This window comes from Acidimicrobiia bacterium, from assembly GCA_036396535.1.
In the GTDB taxonomy this organism is placed as follows: domain Bacteria; phylum Actinomycetota; class Acidimicrobiia; order Spongiisociales; family UBA5794; genus DASWKR01.
In genome coordinates, this window is record DASWKR010000025.1 from 34,705 (window position 1) to 59,765 (window position 25,061).

A 25,061-nucleotide genomic window follows, 5' to 3' on the forward strand; every position below is an offset into this window, starting at 1 on the left:
ACGACCGCCCGCCGTCCTACTTGGCCAGATCTCCGATGATCTGCTGGGAGGCGAGCTTCCCAGGAGCACCCATGACGCACCCGCCGGGGTGCGTTCCCGAGCCGCATTGGTAGTAGCCGTCGATCGGCGTCCGGTACTGGTTCCAGCCCGGGGCGGGCCGGAAGAGGAACATCTGGGGGGCGAGGAACTCGCCGGCGAAGATGTTGCCTTCGGTGAGCCCGACGACGCGTTCGATGTCCAGAGGCGTCACGATCTCACGGTGGAGCACCAGGTCGCCGAACCCGGGGAAGAACGACTCCAGGGTGGCCTGCACCGTGTCGCCGAACTGCTCCCTCTCGGTGTCCCAGTCACCGTCCTTCAACTCGTATGGGGCGTACTGGATGAAGCACGACATGACGTGCTTGCCCGGGGGGGCCATGTCGGGGTCGATCGTCGACTGGATGCACATGTCGATGTACGGCTTGGAGCTGTACCGCCCGTACTTGGCGTCGTCGTACGCCCGCTCGAGGTAGTCGATGGACGGACCGATGTTCACGAACCCGCGGAACTGGTCGCCTCGGTCGCCCAGCGCCGGGTACCTCGGCAGGCCGTCGAGCGCGAAGTTGACCTTCGCCGACGTGCCCTGGAACTTCATGCGCTTGATGTTCTCGACGAGGTCCGCCGGGAGCTCGCGGGGATCGGCGAGCTGCAGGAACGTGCGCCTCGGGTCGACGGCGCTGACGACGATCTTGGCGGTGAGCTCGGTCCCGTTCTCGAGGGCGACGCCGGTCACCTTTCCGTTCTTCGTGACGATGTTCGCTACGGGAGACTCGAGGGCGATCTCCACGCCGAACGCCTCGGCGGCTCGTGCGAGCACCTGGGTGAAGCCGCCGTTGCCGCCCTTGTGGAAGGCCCACGCCCCGAACACGGAGTCGTGCTCGCCCATCGTGTGGTAGAGCATCACGAGCCCGGATCCCTGCGAGCGCGGCCCGACCTTCGTCCCGATGATGCCGGACGACGCGATCCAGGCCTTGAGGATGTCGGCTTCGAAGTAGTCGTCGAGGAAGTCGGATGCGCTCCCCGTGAGGAGCCTGACCAGGTTGTGGAGCACCCGCGGCTCGAGGCTCCGCATGTGATCGGCGAGAGCGGCCATTCGGGCGAGCTCCTCCGGCTCCTTGCTGAAGACGTTCGGCGGCACCATGTCGAGGAGCGGCTTGACCGCTTGGCACACCTGTGAGACGTCGTGCTCGAAGTCGTCCATCGCATCGGCGTCGGCCTGGGAGTGGCGGGCGATCTCACGCCGGTTCTCTCCGTGATCCTGTCCGAGGAGGAGGTAGTCACCGTTCTCCATCGGGGCGAAGGTCGTCGGCATCAGCAACGGCATGAAGCCGAACCTCGTCAGCTCCAGCTCGTGGATGATGTCGGGTCGGAGAAGGCTCAGGGCGTAGGAGAACGTCGTGAACTTGAAGCCGGGATGCAGCTCCTCCGTGATGGCGGCCCCGCCGACGAGGTGTCGCCGCTCGAGGATCAACGTCTTGAGCCCGGCTTTTGCCAGGTAGGCCGCGTTCACGAGGCCGTTGTGGCCGCCGCCGATGACGATGGCGTCGTATTTGGTCTTCTGTGGCATCAGGCGGTCTTTCTCTCCGGGTTGAAGAAGGGCATCCGGGTCACGGTCGCCGGGATCAGCTCGTACTCGTGGTTCACCGTGTACTCGAGGCGAACGACGGAGCCCTGCTCCGCCAGGGCGGGCCTCACCCTGGCGATGGCGATGTGGCGTTGCAGGATCGGCGAGTAGACGAAGCTCGTCGAGTATCCGACCCGCTTGTCGTGCTCGTCGTAGAGCATCATCTGCTCCTGGATCGGGGTGTGATCCTTCGGCGGGATCAGCCCGGCGGCGAAGTGGACCTCGTTCCAAGCCCGCCAGTCGATCTCCAGGCCCACCAGCCGCCAGCGGGACGTTCCCTCTCCCGCCTCCCCGGCGATGGCGCGGCGGCCGATGAATGCCCTGTCGTCCGTTTCGAGGTCACGGAACATCCACCCGTAGCCGAGCTCCAGTGGTGTCGAGCGCTGCGCCGCCGTCCAGGCGTGCCGGCTCGACTCGTAGTCGACGCCGATGAGGATGAGGCCGGCCTCGATTCGGCTGACGATGAGAGCGATCTGACCGAACGGGATGAGGTTGTGGGGACGTCCCGCCTCCATGACGGCGTCCCACACGTCGAGCGCCTCCTGGCGAGGGATCCAGATCTCGTAGCCGAGGTCTCCGGTGTACCCGGTGCGCGAGACGACGACGGAGGAGTCTCCGACCTTGGCCGGAATGACGTGGAAGTAGCCGAGGCCCTCGATCTCCGGGGCGAGCGAGGCGAGGATCTGCTTGGCGCGGGGCCCCTGGAGGGCGAGGGCGCCGTGCTCGTCCGACACGTCTTCGATCTCGACCTGCTCGTAGCCGACCAGGCCACGAAAGTAGGCGAGATTCGGCTCGGCCGAGGTGAGGAGGTATTCGGTGTCGCTGTACCTGAACACGACGCCGTCCTCGATGACGGCGCCGCCGTCGTCGCACCACATCGTGTACTGGGCCCTCCCTGGTCGACACCGCGTGACGTCCCTGGCGAGGACCCCCGAGAGGTATGCCTCGGCGTCGCGCCCCGTGATCCTGTACTTGTACAGCGGAGACGTGTCGAAGAGCCCGGCGGCGTTGCGCACCGCGAAGTACTCGAACTTCTCCGACATCTGGTACTTCTCGGCGACCAGGTGCCCTGCCCAATGGCTGTACAGGCCCGTCTCGTTGAGCTCCTCGACGCGCTCGTGGAACGGGGTCCGAGCGATCACGATCGTTCTCCTTCTTCGGACGACTTGACGATATCGGGGCCGGCGTCGTCGCGGGCGATGACGAGTGCATCGACGGCGACTGCGCCCTCCGTGCCGACGATGATCGGGTTGATGTCGAGTCCTGCCAGCCGGTCCCCGATGGCGGCGGCCAACGCGGAAACGGATGCGATCACCGAAGCGGCCTCGGCGACGGCCGCGGCAGGGCGACTGCGATGACCGTCGAGCAGCCTGGCGACGCGGAGGCGCCGCAGGAGCCGCTCGGCTGCGTCTGCGTCGATCGGCGGAAGGGCGGCGTACCTGTCCTCGAGCACTTCGACGAGGGTGCCACCGGCGGCGACCACGACGACGGGCCCGAACTGTGGGTCGGCGAGCACGCCCACCGCGATCTCGACTCCGTCAGGCGCCATCGCTTGCACGAGGACCTCGGGACCGAGGGCTGCGAGGCGATCGTACGCTGCCGCGACACCGTCTTGGTCGGCCAGGCCGAGCACGACGCCTCCGACGTCGGACTTGTGCGCCACGCTCGCCGCCGTCTTGAGAACGACGGGATAGCCGATCGACCCGGCAGCCTCGACGGCGGCGTCCCTGCCGGCGCAGGCCACCGTCGCCACGACGGGAATCCCGAAGTCGGCGAGCAACTCGAGGCCCTCCGTCGCCTCGAGGACGCCGCCTCGCTCCAGTCGGCTCGCCCATCGGGCGGCGGCGGGAGCGGCAACGGTCGACGGCTCCCGGCCGGGGCGCCGGTCACGATGGTCGAGGAGATGCCTCACCGCCAAGAGTCCCGTGCGAGAGCCGAGCACAGGGATGCCGGCGCCGCGCAGGCGGCCTGCTTGGCCCGGGTCGACGGCTGCGGCGAGACTGGCGAGGACCGTGACCGGCTTCGTCGTCTTCTCGGACGTGCGCGTCAGGACTCCCACGTACGAGGCGGCTTCGTCCTCCTCAGGCGTGAGGTCGACGACGTACGCCAGGACACCGACGTTCTGATCGTCGGCAAGAGCGAGGAAGCTCGACTCGAAGACGTCGTTGGCCCCCCGGCCGGTCCCCCAAGCGTCGACGGGGTTCTCGGGCTCGAGCCCTTCGTCGAGGACGGCCACCAGGCGCGCCGCGGTGTCGGCGGCGACGGAGGGCAGTGGGACGCCGAGCTCGTCCGCCGTGTCGATGAGGAGGGTGCGCTCACCACCGGAGTCGTTGATGGCGCCGAGCCCGCCCGGTGCGGCGCGCCGTCCCGCGGCGAAGAGCTCGAGCGTGTCGACGAGCTCCTCCGGTGAGTCGGTCGTGTGGACCCCGTGGCTCTCGAGGAAAGCGGAACACGCCTCGTGATCGCCGGCGATGGCGGCGGTGTGGGTGGCGACCGCGGCTCGCCCCCGCTCGGTTCTCCCGAGCTTGAGAGCAACGACCGGAATGTCTCTGGAGGCCGCTCGTTCGAGGGCGGCGGCGAGCGCCGCCGGCCTGCGCACCGTCTCGAGGAAGAGGCCGACCACCTTGGTCGATGCCCGATCGACTGCGTAGTCGAGGTATTCGTCCATCGTGGTCGCCAGCTCGTTGCCGGTCGAGACGACCAGGTCGTAGCGGAGCCTGCTGGCGGCGTGCAGGGCCGCAGAGAAGAACGAGCCGGAGTGCGTGAGCAGGGTCACCGGGCCGCTCTCCGCTTCCGCCGGCTGGTGGAACCCACATACTGTGAGGCCGTTCTCGACGTTGACGAAGCCCATCCCGTTGCCGCCGCAAACCGGCAGACCGGCAGTGCGTGCCATCACTCCGAGGCGCTCGACGAGGGGCGAGCCGTCAGACGCCACGCCGCGGCACGGCCCGAAGATGGCGGCGGATCGCGCACCTGCCCGGATGGCGCTCGCCAGCTCCGATTCGAGAGCGGCATCCGGCACGGCGAGCACGGCGAGGTCGACCGGACCATCGATCGCACCGAGCGCAGGAAGGCACGGCCCGCCCGCCAGCTCCCGGTAGCGAGGGTTCACGGGAATCACCGCGTGGCGTCCACGCGACACGACGAGCTGGCGGAACACGACGTCGCCGACGCTGCCCCTGCGGGCGCTGGCGCCCACGACGGCGATTCGCCTCGCCTCGAAGAGCGATGAGAGGGAAGAGCGTCTCGCCATGCCTCACGTCGAAGTTGAACGGCTGTTCAGTCTACCGCGCCGCCACCGCCGGCGCACGACGGGACGTTGACAGCGGCGCGCCCCGATACCAACCTCCGCGCATGTCCAGGACGAAGACCGCAGACCGGCGCCGGCAGGAGATCCTCGAGGCGGCCGCCGCCGTGATCGCCGAGCGGGGGCTGTGCGACACCCGCATCGCCGACGTCGCCGCCAGGGTGGGAGCCAGCCCCGGCCTCGTCATCTACTACTTCCCGACGAAGGAGCGGCTCCTCGCCGAGGCGCTCGGCCACGAGGACCAGGGCTTCGTCGACCGGGTGACCGCACTGCTGGACGGGGCGAGCGACGCTCCCGCCAAGCTGCGCGTCATGATCGAGGCGAGCTGCCCCGGCCCGGCCGCCGAAGGGGGGAGCCCGACCGATCGGGACTGGGTGTTGTGGCTCGACCTCTGGGCGCGAGCCCGGCTCGACCCGGAGCTCGCCGACGAGCGGAGCCGCCTCGACCGCGTCTGGCGGGAGGCGATCGCCGATGTCGTGAGGCAGGGACAGGAAACCGGCGAGTTCGGGCCCGCCGACCCCGACAGGGTTGCGCTGCACCTCTCGGCGCTGATCGACGGCCTCGCCATCCAGGTGATGCTGGGAGACGGGGAGGTCACCCGAGCCGTCATGCGCGACATGTGCCTCGACGTCGCAGGCGAGCAGCTCGGCGTTGCGCTGCGCCCCCGAGAAACCAGCAAGAAATCTCGTTAGGCTCGACTGAACCACGATTCAGTGACATCTGTTGAGTGACGTTCGCTGAGTGACATCAGTGCAAATCGGAGTACGAGGAGGACGCTCGTGGCTTATCACCCTCGAGAGAACTGGGACCCCCGCACCCGGCGGCGCCTCTACACCAGGCGTGACTTCCTGCGGACGGCTGGGGTGATCGGGCTCGCATACCCGACGCTCGGCGCACTGCTGGCAGCCTGTGGAGGAGGCGACGACGCCGGGGACGTCGAGATACTCATCGGCACGCCGGGCAACCCCGTCACCCAGCCCATCGTGGACAGCAACCCGATGATCGCGTCCGGCCTCCAAGCGGAGTCGGGCCCGCTCAGGGTCTACAACTGGGCGGACTACATCAACCCGGACGTCCTCCCGCTCGCCGAGGAGGCGCTCGGCGTCGACATCGAGGTGACGACCTTCTTCAACGAGGAGGAGGCACTGCAGAAGCTCCAGAGCGCCGAGGTGAACTTCGACGTGTGGTTCCCGACGGCCGAGATCGTGTCGAAGTCCGTTGCCGGCGAGCTCATCCAGCCGCTCAACATGGACTACATTCCCAACCTCGCCAACGTCTGGCCCGTGCTGCAGGACCCGTTCTACGACCAGGGCTCGCAGTACACGGTTCCGTACGTGTTGTACCAGACGGGGATCGGCTGGCGGGTCGACATGGCCGACGACGAGGACATCCTGGGACTCGAGAACCCCTGGGACGTGTTCTGGAACCCGAAGTACAACGGCGTGATCGGCATGTACGACGATTTCAAGGAGACGCTGGCGGCCGCCATGTTCCGCAACGGCGTCGCCGACCCGCGGTCGGCCTCGGCGGGCGACGTCGAGGCTGCGGCCGAGGCGCTCACCGAGCTCGTCGATCTCGTGAACATCCGCTACACGATCGACGGCGCCTACGTGGGCATCCCCGAGGGACGCTTCGCGGTGCACCACGCCTGGTCCGGCGACCTGGTGAACGCCCAGTACTACTTCCCCGAGGACGCCGACGTCAGCGTGATCCGCTACCTGTGGCCCGCCAAGGCGGAGAACTCGGAGGCCCACGCCGCCATCAGCAACGACACGATGACCGTGCTGAAGGGGGCCGAGAACCCCGTGCTCGCTCACCAGTTCCTCGACTGGATGCTGGACGAGGCGAACGCCCTCGAGAACTTCGGCTGGCTCGGGTACCAGCCCCCCCAGCTCGGCATCGATCCGGACACCCTGGTCGCAGACGAGTGGGTCGCCGAGTACATCTCGACGGCGATCGTGCGCCAGGAGGACTTCTCCAATCCGAGGGGATACGTGCCGGTGCAGCTCGATCCAGGCACCGAGGCGACCTGGCTGGACGCCTGGTCGACGGTGAAGTCCGGCGGCTGAGAGACGCTGAGGATCTCGCCAGATGGCCTCGAACATCCAGGGATCGGAGAGCGAGGCTGTCGGCATCAAGCGGTGGGTCTGGCCTGCGTTCGCAGCCCCCGGGCTCATCTGGCTGGCGCTGCTCTTCCTGGTCCCGTTCTACGCCATCCTGGCCGTGGCGATGGGGAAGCTCGATCCGATCTTCCTGCAACCGAGACCTGAGTGGAACCCGCTCCAGTGGGACCTGAGCGTCTTCGGGGATGTCCTCGGAGACCTCTTTGGCGGCCAACTCGGCAAGACGGCGGCCCGGACGATCGTCTACGTCGCAGCCGCCTCGGCGATGTGCATGCTCATCGGCTATCCCGTCGCCTACTTCGTGGCCCGGAGGGCGGGCCGCTGGCGAGGCGTCGTCCTGCTGCTGATCCTGGCGCCGTTCTGGATCAACTATCTGATGCGGATGCTGGCGTGGGTGAACCTGCTGAGCCCGGACGGCTATGTGAACGACTTCTTCGGGATATTTCAGGTGGGCCCCGTCGACTGGCTGTCCGGGCGCCACGAGACCGTCATCCTCGGTCTGGTGTACGGCTACATCCCGTTCTTCATCCTGCCGGTCTACGCCGCCCTCGACCGGATCGACCAACGGGTGCTCGAGGCCGCTCGCGACCTGGGGGCGGGGCCGTGGCAGGCGTTCAAGCGGATCACGCTGCCGCTGTCGAAGCAGGGGATGCTGGCGGGCCTCGTGATCATCATGCTCCCGATGTTCGGCGACTATTACACGCCGACGCTGTTGTCCGGCTCGCCTCGCACCAGGCTGATCGGCAACGACATCGATCAGTTCATCAACCAGACCACCTCGGCGGGTGGCAGGGGAGCGGCGCTCACGATCGTGCTCATGTCGTTCGTCGCAGTGCTCATGCTCTATTACCTGTTCAACATCGCCAGGGTCACCGAGGAGGCGCGCGAGTGACCACCCGGAGCCCGGCAGCCCGGATTCGCGGCTGGTTCCGGAACCCATGGGACCAGCCGAGGATGTTGTGGATGATCACCATCTTCTACATCCTGTGGTCGATCATCCCGGTGCTCATCGCCGTGCAGTTCTCGTTCAACGACGGCCGGTCACGCAGTGCTTGGCAGGGGTTCTCGCTGCGCTGGTACTTCTACGAGAACGGCTCCGTGTTCAAGGACGACTCGCTTCGGCTCGCCCTCATCCAGAGTCTGCGGCTGGCGTCCTTGACGATGCTCGTCGCCACCCCCATCGGAGTCGCCCTCGCCATCGGCTTGGCTCGCTGGCGGGGGCGAGGAGCCAGACCGGCAGGGTTCCTGATGCTGTTCCCGTTGGTGACGCCGGAGATCGTGATGGGGGTGGCCCTTTTCCTCGTCTTCTCCAACCTCTACGACTTCGTCCCGTTCGGAACGTGGGCGCAGTTCCTCGGGCACGTGACGTTCTCGATCTCGTTCGTCGTGATCATCGTACGCGGGAGGTTGTTCGCCATCGGGCGAGACTATGAAGAGGCGGCCATGGACCTCGGCGCCTCGCAATGGGAGGCGATGCGGCGCGTGCTCCTGCCGATGCTGGCGCCCGCGATATTCGCCTCGTACGCCATGGTGTTCGCCCTCTCGATCGACGACTTCGTGATCAGCCAATTCCTCGTGAGGGACGCCGCCTCGGTGACGATCCCGGTTCGGCTCTATTCGGGGGCCCGGCTGGCGCCTCCTCCCTCCCTGAACGCCCTGGCGTCGCTCCTGCTGTTCACGACGATGATGGCCGTCGTGGCCGCTTGGCTGGCGTTGCGGCTCACGAGGCGAGGCGACACCAAGGGAGGGACCGCCCTCGAGGCGCTCTCCCGATTCGACATCTGACGTTCGGTCAGAGGATCTCCACGACCTCGGAGAGGTCGGCGTGCTCGGCTGCCAGCACCCGCAGGGCTTCCTTCGGGAGCCGCACCGTGACGGCGTCGCCCGGGGCGAACCAGACACCGCTCCCGGCGTTCGGGGTGGACACCTGGATCGTTCCCGCATCGCCCAGGTCGACGAAGACCTGGAGAGCCGGCCCGACGTACACGACGCGCTCGATCGTGCCCGGCAGGGCGTTCGGGGCGCTCGATCCTCCACGCTCGATGAGCACGCGCTCAGGCCGGATGCACACCTCCACCTCGCCCGAGGCGTCGAGGTCGCCTTCCCCTGCGACCAGGGAGTGGCCGGCGAGCGTCACGGCGCAGCCCCCCTCGGCCGTGCGGCCGGCCGCCAGCGCAGGCATCAGGTTCGAGGCGCCGAGGAAGTCGGCGATGTATGCCGTGCTCGGGTGCTCGTAGACGTCTGCGGGCGGGCCGACCTGCTCGATGTGGCCGTGCGACATCACTGCCATGCGGTCGGACATGGTGAGCGCCTCTTCTTGATCGTGGGTGACGTAGACGAACGTGATCCCCACCCGTTCCTGCAACGCCTTCAGCTCGACCTGGAGCGCCTTGCGCAGCTTGGCGTCCAGGGCTCCGAGCGGCTCGTCGAGGAGGAGGACGGACGGGTTGAGGACGAGTGACCTCGCCAGCGCGACGCGCTGCTGCTGGCCGCCCGAGAGTTGGTTCGGCTTGCGCTCCTCGAGACCGGAGAGCTGCACGAGGTCGAGGGCGCGGCCGATCCTCTCCCTCGCCTCGCCCTTCGTGACTCCGAGGTAGCGGAGACCAAAACCGACGTTGTCGGCCACCTTCAGATGAGGGAACAGGGCGTAACTCTGGAAGACGGTGTTGACCGGGCGGTCGTGGGGCGGGGTGTGCGACATGTCGATCCCGTCGATCCGCACCTCACCGGACGTCGGCCGTTCGAAGCCTGCGATGAGCCGGAGTGTGGTCGTCTTGCCGCACCCAGATGGGCCGAGGAGCGAGAAGAACTCACCGGGCTCGATGACCAGGTCGATGCGGTCGACGGCGATCACGTCGCCGTAGCGCTTCTCCAGCGAGACGAGCTGTACTGCTCCGCCGCTCATCCGTTGTCTCCTATGTCAAGCGGCCCCGGATTGGGCTGCTCGAGCGGTGTGCGTGTCGTTGATCATGGTGCGGTAGGCGACGTCGGTGAGGCGTCGATTCAGGATGCGGAGGGCTTCTCGTTTGCTCTTGCCGTTGGCGATGTGACGATGTTATCGCCGGCCGATCCTGCCTGCTCAGCGGCGGAATGCCCGCCCGAAAGCCTCGAGGGTCTCCAGGTAGAGGTCGATGTCCTCGTCGGTGTGCTGGATCGAAGTGAGCCATTGCTCGCCCTTGGTCCACGGCGGCAGGAAGACGCCGCGGTTGAGCTGCATGAGCCAGGCGGCATAGGCGAATCGCTCGTCGATCGTGAGGAACTGCCGGTAGTTGGTGACACGTTCCGTCGAGTACGTGATGCAACCCTTGGCACCGATCGTGACGACGTACGCCGGTAGCTCGAACTCGTCGACGATCCTCTGGGCACCATTCCGCATGCGGTCCTCGATCTCGAAGAGCCGGGCGTACGTCTCGGGGACCATGATCTCGGTGAGCACCGCCTTGGCGGCGGCCATGCAGAGCGGGTTGCCGTTGAAGGTACCGACCTGCTCGTAGAGGCCGCTGCTGATGGCCCCCATCACCTCGGCCGTCCCGCCGATGGCCGCGATCGGCAGGCCGCCGCCGAGCGCCTTGGCGAGGCACACGATGTCGGGAGTCACGCCGAAGCGGCGGGTGGCGCCCCCCGGACCGAGCGTGAGGCCCGTCTTCACCTCGTCGTATGCGAGAAGGGAGCCGTAGCGCTCCGTGACCGTCCGCAGACCTTCGAGGAAGCCCGGCTCCGGGAGGACGATGCCGCAATTCATCAGCACGGGTTCGATGATCACCCCGGCGATCTCCTCGCGGCGCGCCGCGAAGATCGCCTCGACGGCCTCGAGGTCGTTGAAGGGGGCCACCAGCGTGAGCTCGACGATCGCCTCAGGGATGCCCGCCGATGCTGCGGCGCTGCGGGGTCGGCGCGACGGCCCGAGCTCGTCCTCGTCCTCGTTCCACGACGACACCTGAACCGAGTCGTGGTGGCCGTGGTAGGCGCCTTCGAACTTCAGGATGACGTCCCGCCCGGTGACGGCCCGCATCAGGTGCACGGCGTCCATGGTCGCCTCCGTGCCGCTGTTCCCGAACCGCCACTGCGGGAGCCCGTAGCGGTCGGCCAGCCTCTCGGCGACGACCACGGCGTCCGGAGCCGGCTGGGCGAAATGCGTACCCTGCTCGACGCGCTCCTGAACGGCCGAGACGATCGCAGGGTGGGCGTGACCGACGAGCATCACGCCGTAGCCGCCGTGGAGGTCGACGAACTCGTTGCCGTCGACGTCCCAGACGTGCGAGCCCTTCCCTCGCTCGATCCAGATCGGGTGAGGGCGTGAGATCTGCCAGCTCGACGTCACCCCGCCGGCGAGGTGGGCCTTGGCGGTCTCTGCCAGGCGCCCAGACGTCGTCATGCGATCCCGGAACCGGTCTCGCTCGTCGGCGATGATCCGCTCTGCTGCCGCGATGTCTCGGGCGGCGGTCGTGGTCTGCATCAGCCCTCCATTGAACCGCTGTTCAGTTTATACTGAGATCCATGAGCGCGCCCGTCGCCCCACTCGCTGCCGGCGATCTCGAGCGCGTCATCGCCGATTTCGGCACGAGCAGGACGCTCCCGGCCGGTGCGTACGCCGACCAGGCCGTCTTCGATTGGGAGGTCGAGCACCTCTTCGGCAGCTGGTTGTGCGTGGGGCGCGTCGACGACCTGCTCGAGCCCGGCCAGATCGTGGCCCTGCCGACGCTGTCGGGGTCGCTGCTCGTCTCACGGGACGCCGGCGGTGAGGTGCGCGGCTTTCGCAACGTGTGCCGGCATCGGGGGCACGAGCTCCTCCCCGAGGGAGCGGCCATCGACGCCAGGCAGATTCGCTGCCCGTATCACTCGTGGGCATATCGCCTCGACGGCACGTTGCGCACCGCCCCGACGTTCACCCAGGCGCCGGACTTCGACGCCACGGACTGGCCGCTCGTCGAGGTGCGTTCCGGGGTGTGGCGCGGCTGGCTCTTCGTCGACTACTCGGAGCACGGCCCGGCGCTCGCCGACCACGTCGGAAATCTCGATGATGTGGTGGCGCCCTACGAGCCGGAGCGGCTGACGCGGGCGGCGTCGCACGACTATGTGGCCGAGGCGAACTGGAAGCTCATCGTCGAGAACTACCAAGAGTGCTACCACTGCTCGACGATCCACCCGGCGCTCTGCAAGGTGTCGCCGCCCGATAGCGGCCACGACCTGCGAACGACTGGGCTGTGGTCGGGGGGCACGCTCGACCTCATGGACGGCGTCGAGACGATGTCGTTCGACGGCACGTCCGGGGGCGTGCGGCTCGGCGGCGTCGACGACGAGCTGGCACGTGAGGTCTTGTACATCGCCTTGTGGCCGAACATCCTCATCAGCGCCCACGCCGACTACGTCATGACCCACGTGCTCACGCCGCTCGCCCCCGACCGGACCCACATCCGATGCGATTGGCTGTTCGATCCCGAGGCAGTGTCGTCGGACGGGTTCTCGCCGGCGTACGCGGTCGACTTCTGGGACGTCACGAATCGGGAGGACTGGGCGGCGTGCGAGGGTGTGCAGCGCGGCATTCGCAGCGGCGGTTACCGGCCGGGCCCCCTGAGCGTGTGGGAGACGACGCTCTACCAGTTCCAGCGCATGGTCGCCGAGGCGTACCTGGGCAGGGGAGTGAGCCCGCCGGTGGTGCCCCCGCAGCGGGTCAAGGCCTGACCGGCCGGCGGCTCACCCGATCAGAGCGTCGACGCCCCGCTTGCGGAGCTGGTCGGCGATGATCACGCGTTGGACCTCCGAGGTGCCTTCCCAGATTCGGTCGACCCGCAGCTCCCTGAAGAAGCGCTCGGCGACGTTCTCCCGCATGTAGCCCCGACCTCCGAAGATCTGGACGGCCCTGTCTGCCACCCGGTTCGCCATCTCGGAGGCGTACAGCTTCGCCATCGAGCACATGGCGTGGACCAGCTTCACCTCGGCGCCGCCGTCGATGGCCCGGGCCGTCTCGTATGTCATCAGCCGGGCCGCCAGCAGCTCCGTGAGACTGTCGGCCAGCATGAACTGGACGCCTTGGTAGTCGGCGATCGGCGACCCGAAGGCCTTGCGATCCTCGGCGAAGGCCATGGCCTCCGTGATGAGCCGCTCGGCCGCCCCGCAACAGCGGGCGGCGATCATGACCCGCTCGTAACGGAACCACTCGTGGGTGAACGCCATACCGTCGCCCTCTTCGCCCACGAGGTGAGCGGCCGGGACCCGCACGTCCTCGAAGGCCATCTCCCAATGGTGGTGGGCATAGGTGTGGGTGTAGGCCGGCACCCGCACGCAGCGCACGCCTCGGGTGTCCATGTCGACGATGAACATGGCGTGGCGCCCGGCGTTGGGACCGTCGCCGAGCTTCGCTTGGAAGAACACGTAGTCGGCGAAGTTGGCGGATGTGACATGCCACTTGACGCCGTTGAGCACGTACTCGTCGCCATCATGGACCGCGGTCGCCTCGATGGCGTCGACGTCCGAGCCCGCTCCCTCCTCGGTGATGGCGTAGCACTCGTGCTTCTCACCCGTGATGGTGGGCAGCACGTAGCTCGCCATCTGGTAGTCGGTGGCGATCCTCGGAAGCCAGCCTGCCGGGGTCGACACCACCCACCCGAGACCGTTCGTGACACGGCCGGTCTGCTCCTGGATGAGCGCTTGCTGCAGGACGGTGTAGCCGCCCCCGCCGAGGTCGACCGGCATGTTGATCGCCCTGAATCCGAGACGGGCGGCCTCCGAACGGTGCCGCTCGCCGACCTCGGGCGGCACCTCGCCATCGTGGAGCTCGGCGTGCACCTCCCAGGGGATCAACTCGTCGTCGACGAAGGAGCGGGCCCGCGCCTGGACCTCGCGATCCGCCGGGGACAGGTCGAGTGCCATGAGTGCTCTCCTAGAGCTTGATGTAGATCTGCTTCTCTTCGAGGTACGCCTCGATGCCCCAGGGCCCGAGCTCCCGGCCGACCCCCGACTGCTTGTAGCCGCCCCACATCGACTCCGTCGGCGCCGGCTGTGAGTCGTTCACCCAGACGACGCCCGCGGCAAGGGCCCTACCGATGCGCAGGGCGCGCTTGATGTCGGAGGTCCACACGGCCGCCGCCAGGCCATAGCGGGTGTCGTTGGCGATCCGGACGGCCTCGTCCTCGTCTCGGAACGGGATCACCGCCATCACCGGGCCGAAGATCTCGTCACGGGCGACCTCCATGTCGTTGTCGACGTCGGCGAAGATCGTCGGAGGGACGAAGAAACCTCCCGCCAGGCCGTCGTCGACGGGCAGGGAGCCCTCGTACGCCAGCCGGGCGCCCGACTCCTTGCCGGACCCGATGTACGAGACGACCTTGTCGCGATGCTCGGCGGTGATCAGCGGGCCCATGGTCGAGTCGGGGTCCATGCCGCTCCCGAGCTTGATGGAGTGCGCCTCCCTGGTGAAGGCGGCCAGGGCCTCCTCGTAGAGGGTGGCGTCGACGAGGACCCGGCTTCCCGCCGAGCAGACCTCGCCCTGGTTCCCGAAGATCCCGGCACATGTTCCCGAGATCGCCGCGTCGAAGTCGGCGTCGGCGAACACGATGTTCGGCGACTTGCCGCCGAGCTCGAGGGTCACCCGCTTCAGCGTGTCGGCGGCGTTCTTCGTGATGAGCTTGCCGACCTCGACGGAGCCCGTGAACGAGATCTTGTCGACCATGGGATGGCGCACGAGGGCGTCACCCGCCGTCTCTCCGAAGCCGGTCAGCACGTTGAGGACCCCCGGAGGCAGTCCCGCCTCGGCGAGGATCGTCGCCAGCTCGAGGGCGGTCAGCGGCGTCTGCTCCGCCGGCTTGAGGATGACGCTGCATCCTGCCGCCAGCGCCGGGGCGACCTTCTGGGACGCCATGAGGATGGGGTAGTTCCACGGCGTGATGAGCCCGGCGACGCCGACCGGTTCCTTCACGACCAGGCTGACCGCCTCGGGTCCGATCGGTGGAATCGAGCCCATGACCTTGGTTGCCCACCCGGCGTAGTACTCGAACATGTAGGCCGCTTCTGCCACGTCCTCTCGTGCGTCGCCGATCGGTTTGCCGCAGTCCGCCACCTCGATCGTTGCCAACTCCTCCTGGCGCTCTCGGATGAGCTCGGCCGCCCGCAGCAGGATGGAGGCGCGCCGGCGCGGCGCCGACTCGGGACCCCAAGGGCCGTCGTCGAAGGAGCGTCTGGCTGCCGCTACGGCCCGATCGACATCTGGCGACGTCGCCGCCGCCACGGTCGTGATCACGTTGCCGGTGGCCGGGTCGAGCGTCTCGAACGTCTCGCCTTCGGCCGGGTCCACCCAGCCCCCGTCGATGAACAGCTTCCTCGTCACGTTGACCTCTCTCCGACCGGCCTGGTGCGCATGCCGTCCAAGTGGGAGGTGCCGGCCGCCATGGCACCGGACGGCGAGCGTAGTACCGATCGTCGCGTCCGATCCGGCGCTGCAGGAGGCGATGCGTCGCCAGAGGCGATGCGTCGCCGGAGGCGACGGATCAGGTCGGGGACGGGCCGGCGGTCATGACGTACATCTGCAGGGCGAGCATGGCGACCAGCGCAGTGAGCTGCCCGGCCCCGAGCGAGGTCCCGTACCGGGCCCGGTCGACGAGGACCACCCCGATCTGGAGGAGCACGATCCAGCCGAAGGTCACGACGGTGAGCTGCATGAGCGTCAGCGTCCTGGCGTACACGGCGAAGAGGGCGAGATGGACGATGGCGCCGGCCCAGAACCAGACGGCCGGTCTCCCGGTCGACCATTCCTTGGCGAGCACGCTGGCGACGAGGTCGAGCCCGGCGAGGCAAAGCAGCAGGGCAACCGAGACCACGAGGCTGGACATGCCGCTCCTTCCGCTCACGAGAGAACGTGAGTTGGTAGACGGGAGGCAGATACACCCGGCCTGCCGCTGGCAGAATGTCGCGGTGGATCGTCAGGTGCCCACCAAACGAGAGCGCGAACAGGTGGCGACCGATGAGCTGGCCGAGCGCCTCGACGCGCTCACCCTTCCGCTCGCCAACCGGGTGCTCGGCCGGGCGATCGAGTTCGACAGCGAAGCACGCGCCGCCGCCGAAGCAGCGGCCGACACCATGGATTACGACACGCTGCGAGACGTCGCTGCCGAGGTGGGGATCACCGAGGACTCTCTCAAGAAGGCGATCCTCGAGGAGCTCGACACCGACAAGGACCACAATGCGACGGCCGTCGAGTGGGCCACGATGCCCGGCGTCATCCGGGGCGGCGTGATCGCGTCGGGCAGCCTCGACGAGGTGGTCGAGCGCATCAGGAGCCAGCTCCGGTCGGAGAGAGCGCCGCACCCCGCCGGCCGGCGAGTGGCGTGGGTGGGTGGTGGCTCGGGAGGGCCGATCGAGGTGTGGTCGGTCACCCAGAACCGACCTGATCGCCACCTGGTGGGCGTCGACGTCGACACCCGGCCGGCGCGCTTGAAAGCGTGGAGATGGATCGTCGGCGCATTCTTGATCGCGTCGTTGTTCGGCTCCGCCTTCGGCGGTCTCGTGTTCCTCGGCCTGTTCGTGGCCGGTATCGTCACCGTCGTCTCATGGGTGAAGCGGGTGGCCCGCGGCATCCGCCGGACGGTCAACGGCGCGCTGGGAGCCGCCGTCGACGAGGGCGGCTCCCTGCCGAGCTCGTGGCTCGACGTGTGGGAGCGGACGCCGGACTGAGCTCACGGCGCGACCGCGCCCACCTCGAGGGCCGCATCCCCGCCAGGTGGAGCCGACCGGATACCCTTGAACGACCATTCAGGCCGTCTACCGGAGGGCACATGGGCGGCTCCCTTCCGAGTTGGTGAGCCGACCGGCCGACCGGATAGCCTTGAACGACCATTCAGCTCGCAGATCGAGACTCCCTAGAATCCTCGAGACTTCAGGTCGTTCACCGGAGGGCACATGGTCACCGTCGATAGAGGAGTCGTCGCAGTCGATCTCGGCGACCGGACGTCGCGCTTCCACACCGTCTGGCTGCGCGACAATTGCTGGTGTGACGATTGCCGGGTCACGCAGACGGCCGAACGGCGGCTGTTCACCGCCGAGATCCCGGACGAACTGTCCATCGTGAGCGCCGCACCGGTGGAGGGTGGGATCGAGGTCGGCTGGTCCGACGGGCACGTGTCGACGTTCAACCACGAGTGGCTGCGGAGGCACGACTACTCGGCGGATGCCAGGAAACTACGTGCCCACGAGCCGACCCTGTGGGATTCCTCGCTCGAGGTGCCTCGGTTCGAGCACGAAGCCGTCGTCGGGACGTCGGCCGGGCAACTGGCCTACCTCGACGCCATCCGCGACCTCGGCGTTGCGCTCGTGACAGGCGTCCCGAGTGTCGATCACGAGGTCGAGCGATTCGCCGAGAAGCTGGGCCACGTGCGCGAGGTGGCATTCGAGCGAGTCCACAACGTCATGCACGACCCGGCGGGCTACAACGTGGCTCACACCAACCTCGAGCTGAAGCCGCACGCCGACTTTCCCTCGTACCACTGGCCGCCGAGCATTCAGCTCCTCCACTTCCTCGTCAACGAGGCGGAGGGCGGCGAGTCGATCGTCGTCGACGGGTGGAGGGTGGTCGACGATCTCCGCCGCCAGGATCCTGAGGCATTCGATGTCCTCGTCAGGTGCCCGGTGCCTTACCAGCTGTTCTCGGCGACGGAAGACACCTACGCGGTCGCTCCGATGATCCAGCTAGACACCGCCGGCCGGGTGTCGACGATCCGGTTCTCGAATCAACTCGCTCAACCGCTGGATCTGCCGTTCGAGGACGTTGCGCCGTTCTACGAGGCGTACCGGAAGCTCGGCCGGATGATGGACTCGGCCGAGTACCGCAACACCTTCAAGACGAGCAACGGCGACCTGCTCACCGTGCATGGGCACCGGGTGCTCCACGGGCGACGCGGCTTCGTCGTCGGGAGCGGCGCCCGGCACCTCCAGGACGTGTACATGGAGTTCGACGACCTCATGGCGAGACGCCGCGTCCTGCTCGGCATCCATCAGCCGCGTCCTGCTTCGATCGGAGGACCGTCATGAGGACCGTCGACTTCATCCGCATGGAGGACGGCACCAAGGAGGAGTACGAGTACCTGGCCGCCATCGAAGAGAGGGAACACGCCGATTTCCCGGACAGGGTGCTCGATTGGCTGCGATCCATGGACACCCCTTCCGGGTACCGGATCACCAGGCTCGGGCACTCGCTCCAGTCTGCAACTCGAGCCCACCGGGCGGGCAAGGACGAAGAGTTCGTCGTCTGCTGCCTCCTCCACGACATCGGGGACATGCTGGCGCCCTTCAACCACAGCGAGGTCGCCGCCGCGCTGCTGCGGCCGTACGTGTCCGAGAGGAACTACTGGATCGTGAAGCACCATGGCCTGTTCCAGGGCTACTACTACTTCCATCATTTCGGGGAGGACCGGAACGCCCGCGATCGCTACGTCGACCATCAGTGGTACGACGACACCGTCGACTTCTGCCGGGACTTCGACCAGAACTGCTTCGACCCCGACTACGACACGCTGCCGCTCGAGTTCTTCGAGCCGATCGTCCGGCGTCTCCTCGGCGAGCGACGGTGGCCGACACCGTGACCTGACGCCGGGGAAGGTCGGCGGCCGCGGTGACGTGCCATCAAGGAGGGCGCCCGCTCTTGGTGTACATGTGGCCGAGTGGGGTCGTCCACAGATAGTCGCCGTTCGGCAGGCGCTCGTAGCCCCATCCCGGTGAGTGGCGGATGCGGTGGTGGCGGCGGCATAGAGGGGCGAGGTTGTCGACCCGCGTGGCGCCGCCGTCGACCCATCTGGTGCGATGGTCGGCGTCGCAGTTGGACGCCGGCATGCGGCATCCCGGGAAGACGCACGTGCGGTTGAGCGCTGCGACGTCCCGGCGCTGACTCGCCGTCGGTCGACGCCTCGTGGTCCCGGTGACGATGGGTATGCCCGAGTCCGTGTTGGTGACGACGAACCGCCACAGGGCGTCGTGCCGGCGGTCTGCAACCTGACGGGCGATGTCGGCCAGGACAGGGCCATACCCTGCGAGATCCCCGGGATCGTCCGACAATCGCGCCAGCGTGTCGAGACCGACGGTGATCTCCACGACACCCCTCGGCTCCGTGGCGTTGCAGGTGCCTTGCCGAGCCGGGTCCAACAGGTCGAGCAAGGCGTCGGCACGCAGGTTGTCCATGCTGCGAGCCTCGCCCGCCCTCTTCAGGTTGCGGGCGATGCGATCGAGCCTGCCGGTGATCGCCGCGACCCGATCGGGAGGGAGATCGAGACCGAGCAGGTGACATGTCCCGGACGGGTCCGGCTCTGCCACGACGCGGCGAGCATCGATGCCGAGCTCGTAGCGGCGGGCAGCGTCGTCCGGGTCCTTCGCGATGCACAGGCGTCGCAGCCGAGCGCTCAACTCGCCCGTCGTGAGCATCCCCGCGGCCTCGAGCAGCGGTCCGACGACCTCGCGAGCCGTCGAGTCCGACACGTGGCCGGTGCCGTAGACGAGCACCCGGACGCGGCGCAGATCCACCATCCCGACGTGGAGCGCGTGCCACACGGCCGGCAGACGATCCCTGAGGTCCAACGCCAGGTCGAGCTCCATGTCGGCCGATCGCCTGGTGAGGCGCAACGCCAACCCGATCTCCGCGGCAGCCGATTCCGCACACGACACCGGGTCGGTGAGTCCTTCGACGTCCGCCTCGCTGTCGACGATGCTGCCCATCGTGCGGTACGACGCCGCCTGGTAATGCGACACCATGCGCTGCTGCGCCTTCAACACGGTCACCCGATGACGGCCGGGAAGCGTGGCGACGTCGATCGATCCCAAGACCGCCGCCAGCTCGGGTCCCGGTGGCATGTCGTCCAGACCGGCAGGGATCACCCCTCCGAGTTGGACGACCTCAGCCGTGGCGGTCTTCACGATGGCCTTACTTCAGCGAACATGTGTTCGATCATACTACGAGCAGATGACAAGGACAAGCGGCAACAAGCACCATCTACAATGGACTGCCTCGAGGCCTCCGCTCTGCCCGGCCGGGGGGTCAGCGGAGCAACAAGGGAACCTGCGGCAGGTCGTCCGGCCCGAAGTCGTCGGCAGACCCGCGGAGCGGGGGATAGTCGCTCAGCAGGATCTCCTGGACGCCAACGTCGGGCCAGGCGAGGTCGAAGATGCGGGTGTGGTTGTCGCCGTCGGTCGCGCCCCCGGCGATCCACTGCTCGGCGAACGGGCCGACGTCGCGGACCCGACGAACCCCGGGCGAAGGGAATCCCTCTTGGCTCAGGATGGCTGCGGCATAGCCCCAGGTGGACGGGTCTCCCTCCCCGAAGACAGACCTCGGGATCCGAACGATCGCCTTGCCTCGGTCACCGAGCACGGCCACCCTGAACGAAGGCTTCGTCTCCGTCGTCGTGCCGCCGACACTCGCCACGTACACGGCGGGCTCCCACCCCTCCACGGTGATGCCGTATTCCCAGCCGTTCCCCTCCTCGAGTGCTGCGTTCCTCCCCGGCAACAGGACCCTGGCGCCCGTTCCTGCGCCGGGATCCACGTCGACGTAGATGTCGAGCGTCTGGAGGGCGAGACCGTTCGGCGAGCCCCACGGGTTCCCGATCGCCGTCCCGATCTCGAACGTGAACACGATGTCGTCACCTTCGGTGCCTGCCTCGAAATACGTGAGGTCGAAGCTCCGCTCGTCGAAGACGGCGTCAGTCGGGTACACGTACGTCCCGGGGCCGTGGTCGTCCTCGGCGGGATCGATGACCTCGAGGAAGGCCTCCACGTTGGAGATGTCGGGCACAGCCGCCAGCCCCGGACCGTCTCCAGGGAGGCGTGACCCGTCCGGAGAGATGGCGCTGAAGAGCACACCGTCGCCCGCCTCGACGGGGCCGATGTCGTCGAGCGGGACGGCGAGCTCCACGGATGTCCCGTCGAATCCTGCTGCGTCCATTCGACACTCTCCGAGGCGGTCCTCGTCGCCTACCTCGGGAAGGCCGGTGAGCACGCACGCCGCATCCCCGTCGTCCGGCGCCCACAGCACGAGTGCCCCGGCCGAGTGTCCGAGAACTGCGCCGTCGAGGGTCGTGCCGCGCGTCCTCTCCATACCGGGCGATCCGACGTACAGCTCCACCGGGCCCGGCCCTGACGTGCCGAAGTCGATCCTGATGAACAGGTTGGCAGTGTCGTATCCGAAGGAGAGACGGGCGATCTGCCCGTCTCCTCCCTCGTACCGGCCCGCCGTTCGCCACTCCTCGTCCCCGACGATCCCGTCGATCGCCACGGACAAGAGCTCGCTCGGGAAGGCGTCGGCGACCACCGGCGCCTTCGGGATGATCGGTACGCCGATGAGCGCGGGACGGGCGAGGCCCAGACCGTCGTATACGCCGCCGAGGAGCTCACGGAAAGCCCCGTCGAAGTACCCGTCCTGGCCGGAATCCTGGTCGGCACCGAACCACCAGAACCAGTCGGATCCTTCGGCGAACAGCATCGAGCGCATGGCGGCGTCGACCTGCGCGGTGGAGTGGACACCCGAACCGATGGCGAGGCGGAGGTCGTCCCGGACCCGCGCCAGGTAGTCCCACGCCGTCGCCTCCTCCTGTTCGCCGATCCAGGTCGCGAAGTTGGGCTGGAACCAGGCGCCGGGGAAGACCTCGGACACGATCTCGGGCTCCCCGAATCGGTCGAGGTACTCGCTCGGCGTGGTCGTCTCGATGGTGTCGCTGTCGCTGAGGCGCTCGTAGAGGGCCCGCAGGAAGTCGATACCGTCGTTCTCGTAGTGCTCCCAGGCGTTCTCGCCGTCGAGGATGACCGAGACCACGTGCGGCCGATCCGACGCGCCCTGGGCTGCGAGCTCGGCGCGGATCGCCTCGAGCCGTCGCATGAAGTCGTCGGCCGCCGCCTCGGCCGGCACAGCCGAGTACTCGAAGCCGACCAGGTCGGAGAGCAAGCCGTCGCGGAAGAACATGGCGACGGGGTCTCGGTTGGTCACGTCTGCGAGGCGCGGCCGGTACAGGAGGTCGGCATCCTGGACCGTGTCGTCGGCGGATCTCGAGAACGAGCCGAGCCCGATGCTGCCGGCGAGCACCTCCTCTCCCGACGCCACCCACCGAACCCCGTTCTTGGAGAAGAGCCACATGATCAGCTCGGCGACGGATCCTTCGCCGGGCCACATACCCGTCGGCCTGCGGCCGAGGAGCCGCTCGGCCGTCTCCAGGCCGTACTGCACCTGCAGGTCGGCGTCCTGGACCTGACGGAACCGAGCGTCCGGGAGGACGGCGGCCGCGTCTCCCACCGTCGCCAGGTCGGTGTCGGCGATGAGCGGAAGGATCGGATGTGCCAGCGGAGTCGTCGTCACCTCGATCTGTCCGGACTCCCACATCCGAGCGTGGAGAGGGATCACGTCGCGGATGATGCGGAGCTGCTCTTCGAAGAGGATCGCCTTGTCACTCTCGGCGAAGTCCCGGCCCTTCTCCACCAGCGAATCGAGCGGGCTCGCAGCGAGCAACGACGGGTCGGTCCACGCCAAGTTGAACAGCACCTGGAGGTCCCGGTATTCGGCGTCGTCGAAGACATCGACCGGCGCATCTTCGCCTCCTGCCGCCGCCCGCTTGCCGGCAAGCTCCTGGTAGCGAGGGAACCGGGCCACGACCCGCCCATTCGTGTCGAAGAATCGCTGCAGCACGAAGCGACGCTGCTCGTCGGTCAGATCGGCGCTCGGGATCTCCGCAACGGCCCAGTACGCATCCTTCGTCCCGTCGGCGAGCTCTTCGAGTTGGAGGAGCAGGCCGGGCGTCAGGTTGAAGGTGGCGTGGACGTCGGGGTACTCGGAGAGGAGCGCGGCCATGTCCCAGTAGTCCTTGGTGGCATGCACCCTGACCCACGGCCGGGACACGTTCCCGTCGACATCGAGCGGGTAGCGAGGCTGGTGCTGGTGCCACATGAGGTTGAGGTACAAGACCGAGTCGTCCGGCGGCTGCGTCGTTTGGGGAGCGGAGCTCCCCGGCGGCACGGCGTGGGTCGTGACGGTTCCCTGCTCCTGAGCCGCAGGCGAGCACGCTGAGACCGTCGCCAGCAAGGCGCCACAGGCGGCAACCATCCGGAGGGTCCCGGCAGCCCGAGTCACACCGCCACCACGCATCCCGACATCGGAGGCAGCCCCACGACCTCTGCTGCGCCGCCGCCGACGCGCACCTCACCGGCCCCCCACAACAACTCGGCTCGCCCCGCCGGGCCGAGCGGAAGCGAGGCTGGGGCGTCGGAGGCGTTCAACGCCACGGAGACGACCTCGTCGCCCGCTGCTCGCCTGTACGAGAACGCCTGCCCTGAGTGGTGGAGCAAGGTCCACGTCCCGTTGCGCAAGGCAGAGCGATCGCGACGGAGCCTGATGAGATCCCGGGTCGCCACCCACAGCGGGCTCTCCCGATCAGGCGCGTCGAGGGGGAACGCCCCCCGATTCTCCGGGTCATCGCCGCCGGTCATCCCGATCTCATCCCCGTAGTAGATCGAGACGAGCCCGGGCGAGGTGAGCTGGAAGAGCTGGGCGAGGAGCAGGCGGCGCTCGTCGCCGCCCGCGATCGTGAGGAATCGAGGCGTGTCGTGGCTCGAGAGGAGGTTGAAGTTGACGCTGGTGACGAGCGGCGAGTACATGGCAAGCAGCCGGATGTAGCGGTCGAGGAACTCACCAGAGTCGATGGCACCCAAGGCGAAGTGATCGGTGCAGAGCTGTCGGAACGTGTAGTTCATCACCGAGTCGAACCGGTCGCCTTGGAGCCACCGGCCCGAGTCGCCCATGATCTCGGCGACGAGCAGGCAACTCGGCTTGACCGCCTTGACGACACGCCTCAGGTCGATCCAGAAGTCGGTGTCGACGTAGCGCGCAACGTCCATTCGCCAGCCGTCGATGTCGTGGCGCTTCACCCAGTGGGTGGCCACGTCCAACATGTAGTTCCTGGCGTCGGGATGGGCGAGATGGACGCGAGGCATCGACGGAACGCCGTACCAAGCGTCGTATGTCACCTCGATCGCCGGCCCTTCGCCTTCCACCTCCTCGATGACCAGGCCCGTCTCATCGCCGATCGACCCGAGACGGGCGACGGTGGAGCGCTCGACGCCTCCGACCGGGACGACGCCGGGCCGGTGTCGGATGCGGGCCGGGTGGTCGAAGACGTCGAACCACCCTGCGTAGGGGGAGCTCGACCCGCGCCGGACGACGTCGGCGAAGGCGAAGAAGCGGGGATGGCAGTGATTGAAGGAGGCGTCCAGGATCACACGGATGCCGCGCTCGTGAAGGGTGGCGACCAGTTCGTCGAGGGCCTCCGTTCCACCGAGCTGTGGGTCGACCGAGAGGTAGTCGATGGTGTCATACCGGTGGTTCGAGGGTGACGTGAAGATCGGGTTGAGATAGACGGCATCGACGCCGAGGTCGGCCAGGTAGTCGGCGCGTTCGGCCACGCCGATGAGGTCGCCGCCCTGCCGGTCACTCGGGTTCGGAGCCGATCCCCAAGCCGGAACCTCGCCGCTCCGCGCCGCAGTGTCCCCGACCGCGAAACGGTCGGGGAAGATCTGGTATACGACGGCGCCGACGGCCCAGTCGGGAACCTCGTGGATCGGGATGGCAGCAGGGTCGAGGTCCCAGCGGTCGAGCCGCTCGATGGCATTGGTGATCCCGCTCGGTGCGAGATAGACGGGTACACCGCCGGGCGCCTTGAATGCGAACGAGTACAGAAAGGCCTCGCCGGTGTCTGCGACGGACACCTCCCACACGTCGAACCGTTCGCCTGCGTGGGCCCTCACGAGCTCGTGGCCGAGGACGGTGCTCCCGACCCGGGCGACCAGCAATCCGTCGTCGAGGCCCGGCTCTGCCAGCACTCGGAAGAACAAGGTCGTCTCGTCGAGGCGCGAGCAATGCGCGGTGTCGTCCGGTCGGAAGCGGATGTCGCGGGGGAGGAGGCTTCCCGGCGAGCCGTAAACGCCGTGGTCGGAGTCGAGCTCGACGCTCACG

At 67.8% G+C, this 25,061-nt stretch carries 19 protein-coding genes; 8 read left to right on the forward strand and 11 right to left on the reverse strand.

Translation table 11 applies throughout. The features are described from left to right. Nucleotides 1-16: 16 nt before the first annotated feature. From VGC47_03820 to VGC47_03830, 3 genes are read right to left on the reverse strand one after another with little or no spacing between them, the layout of a single operon-like run. Nucleotides 17-1,606 (reverse strand): NAD(P)/FAD-dependent oxidoreductase, encoded by a 1,590-nt coding sequence (locus VGC47_03820; GenBank protein ID HEX9854417.1) that lies wholly within the window; start codon nt 1,604-1,606, stop codon nt 17-19. After that, the gene (locus VGC47_03825) at nt 1,606-2,805 is read right to left on the reverse strand and encodes an aminomethyltransferase family protein (GenBank protein HEX9854418.1); all 1,200 of its coding nucleotides are present in this window, start codon (nt 2,803-2,805) and stop codon (nt 1,606-1,608) included. The genes VGC47_03820 and VGC47_03825 overlap by 1 nt, the downstream gene beginning before the upstream one ends. Beyond that, nucleotides 2,802-4,916 carry an acetate--CoA ligase family protein gene (locus VGC47_03830; protein ID HEX9854419.1) on the reverse strand — a complete coding sequence of 705 codons (2,115 nt, stop codon included), beginning with the start codon at nt 4,914-4,916 and terminating at the stop codon, nt 2,802-2,804. Before VGC47_03830 ends, VGC47_03825 begins: the two co-directional genes overlap by 4 nt. A gap of 101 nt (nt 4,917-5,017) precedes the next feature. On the opposite strand from VGC47_03830, the gene VGC47_03835 reads away from it, so the two are divergent. From VGC47_03835 to VGC47_03850, 4 genes are all read left to right on the forward strand, one after another. After that, entirely contained in the window at nt 5,018-5,662 is a 645-nt protein-coding gene (locus VGC47_03835; protein HEX9854420.1) for a TetR/AcrR family transcriptional regulator, read from the forward strand. An 87-nt stretch (nt 5,663-5,749) separates the two neighbouring features. Continuing rightward, the gene (locus tag VGC47_03840; GenBank protein HEX9854421.1) at nt 5,750-7,039 is read left to right on the forward strand and encodes a spermidine/putrescine ABC transporter substrate-binding protein; all 1,290 of its coding nucleotides are present in this window, start codon (nt 5,750-5,752) and stop codon (nt 7,037-7,039) included. 22 nt (nt 7,040-7,061) lie between these two features. Beyond that, entirely contained in the window at nt 7,062-7,985 is a 924-nt protein-coding gene (locus VGC47_03845) for an ABC transporter permease (protein HEX9854422.1), read from the forward strand. Then, nucleotides 7,982-8,878: an ABC transporter permease gene (locus VGC47_03850; GenBank protein HEX9854423.1), complete on the forward strand. Its 897-nt coding sequence runs from the start codon at nt 7,982-7,984 to the stop codon at nt 8,876-8,878. Before VGC47_03845 ends, VGC47_03850 begins: the two co-directional genes overlap by 4 nt. A gap of 7 nt (nt 8,879-8,885) precedes the next feature. Here VGC47_03850 and VGC47_03855 read toward each other — a convergent pair whose 3' ends face one another. Both VGC47_03855 and VGC47_03860 read right to left on the reverse strand, forming a co-directional pair. Then, a complete protein-coding gene (locus tag VGC47_03855; protein HEX9854424.1) occupies nt 8,886-9,998 on the reverse strand; it encodes an ABC transporter ATP-binding protein in 1,113 nt (370 codons plus the stop codon). A 174-nt stretch (nt 9,999-10,172) separates the two neighbouring features. Beyond that, a complete protein-coding gene (locus VGC47_03860) occupies nt 10,173-11,549 on the reverse strand; it encodes an aspartate aminotransferase family protein (GenBank protein HEX9854425.1) in 1,377 nt (458 codons plus the stop codon). 41 nt (nt 11,550-11,590) lie between these two features. On the opposite strand from VGC47_03860, the gene VGC47_03865 reads away from it, so the two are divergent. Continuing rightward, complete coding sequence (locus VGC47_03865; GenBank protein ID HEX9854426.1) at nt 11,591-12,775, forward strand: aromatic ring-hydroxylating dioxygenase subunit alpha; 1,185 nt, start codon at nt 11,591-11,593, stop codon at nt 12,773-12,775. 12 nt (nt 12,776-12,787) lie between these two features. On the opposite strand, the gene VGC47_03870 is transcribed toward VGC47_03865, so the two are convergent. The 3 genes from VGC47_03870 to VGC47_03880 form a co-directional block, all read right to left on the reverse strand. Then, on the reverse strand, nt 12,788-13,963 hold the full coding sequence (locus tag VGC47_03870) for an acyl-CoA dehydrogenase family protein (GenBank protein ID HEX9854427.1): 1,176 nt from the start codon (nt 13,961-13,963) through the stop codon (nt 12,788-12,790). Between the two features lie 10 nt (nt 13,964-13,973). After that, nucleotides 13,974-15,416, reverse strand: coding sequence for an aldehyde dehydrogenase family protein (locus VGC47_03875; GenBank protein HEX9854428.1), 1,443 nt, complete (start codon nt 15,414-15,416; stop codon nt 13,974-13,976). 160 nt (nt 15,417-15,576) lie between these two features. Further along, nucleotides 15,577-15,918, reverse strand: coding sequence for a hypothetical protein (locus tag VGC47_03880; GenBank protein HEX9854429.1), 342 nt, complete (start codon nt 15,916-15,918; stop codon nt 15,577-15,579). An 82-nt stretch (nt 15,919-16,000) separates the two neighbouring features. On the opposite strand from VGC47_03880, the gene VGC47_03885 reads away from it, so the two are divergent. From VGC47_03885 to VGC47_03895, 3 genes are all read left to right on the forward strand, one after another. Next, the gene (locus VGC47_03885) at nt 16,001-16,759 is read left to right on the forward strand and encodes a hypothetical protein (protein ID HEX9854430.1); all 759 of its coding nucleotides are present in this window, start codon (nt 16,001-16,003) and stop codon (nt 16,757-16,759) included. 225 nt (nt 16,760-16,984) lie between these two features. Beyond that, nucleotides 16,985-18,112: a TauD/TfdA family dioxygenase gene (locus tag VGC47_03890; GenBank protein HEX9854431.1), complete on the forward strand. Its 1,128-nt coding sequence runs from the start codon at nt 16,985-16,987 to the stop codon at nt 18,110-18,112. Further along, a complete protein-coding gene (locus VGC47_03895) occupies nt 18,109-18,663 on the forward strand; it encodes an HD domain-containing protein (protein HEX9854432.1) in 555 nt (184 codons plus the stop codon). The genes VGC47_03890 and VGC47_03895 overlap by 4 nt, the downstream gene beginning before the upstream one ends. A gap of 40 nt (nt 18,664-18,703) precedes the next feature. On the opposite strand, the gene VGC47_03900 is transcribed toward VGC47_03895, so the two are convergent. From VGC47_03900 to VGC47_03910, 3 genes are all read right to left on the reverse strand, one after another. Continuing rightward, a complete protein-coding gene (locus tag VGC47_03900; GenBank protein HEX9854433.1) occupies nt 18,704-19,984 on the reverse strand; it encodes a DUF222 domain-containing protein in 1,281 nt (426 codons plus the stop codon). A 121-nt stretch (nt 19,985-20,105) separates the two neighbouring features. Next, the gene (locus tag VGC47_03905; protein HEX9854434.1) at nt 20,106-23,183 is read right to left on the reverse strand and encodes a glucodextranase DOMON-like domain-containing protein; all 3,078 of its coding nucleotides are present in this window, start codon (nt 23,181-23,183) and stop codon (nt 20,106-20,108) included. After that, complete coding sequence (locus tag VGC47_03910; GenBank protein ID HEX9854435.1) at nt 23,180-25,060, reverse strand: glycoside hydrolase family 13 protein; 1,881 nt, start codon at nt 25,058-25,060, stop codon at nt 23,180-23,182. The genes VGC47_03905 and VGC47_03910 overlap by 4 nt, the downstream gene beginning before the upstream one ends. Nucleotide 25,061 lies beyond the last annotated feature (1 nt).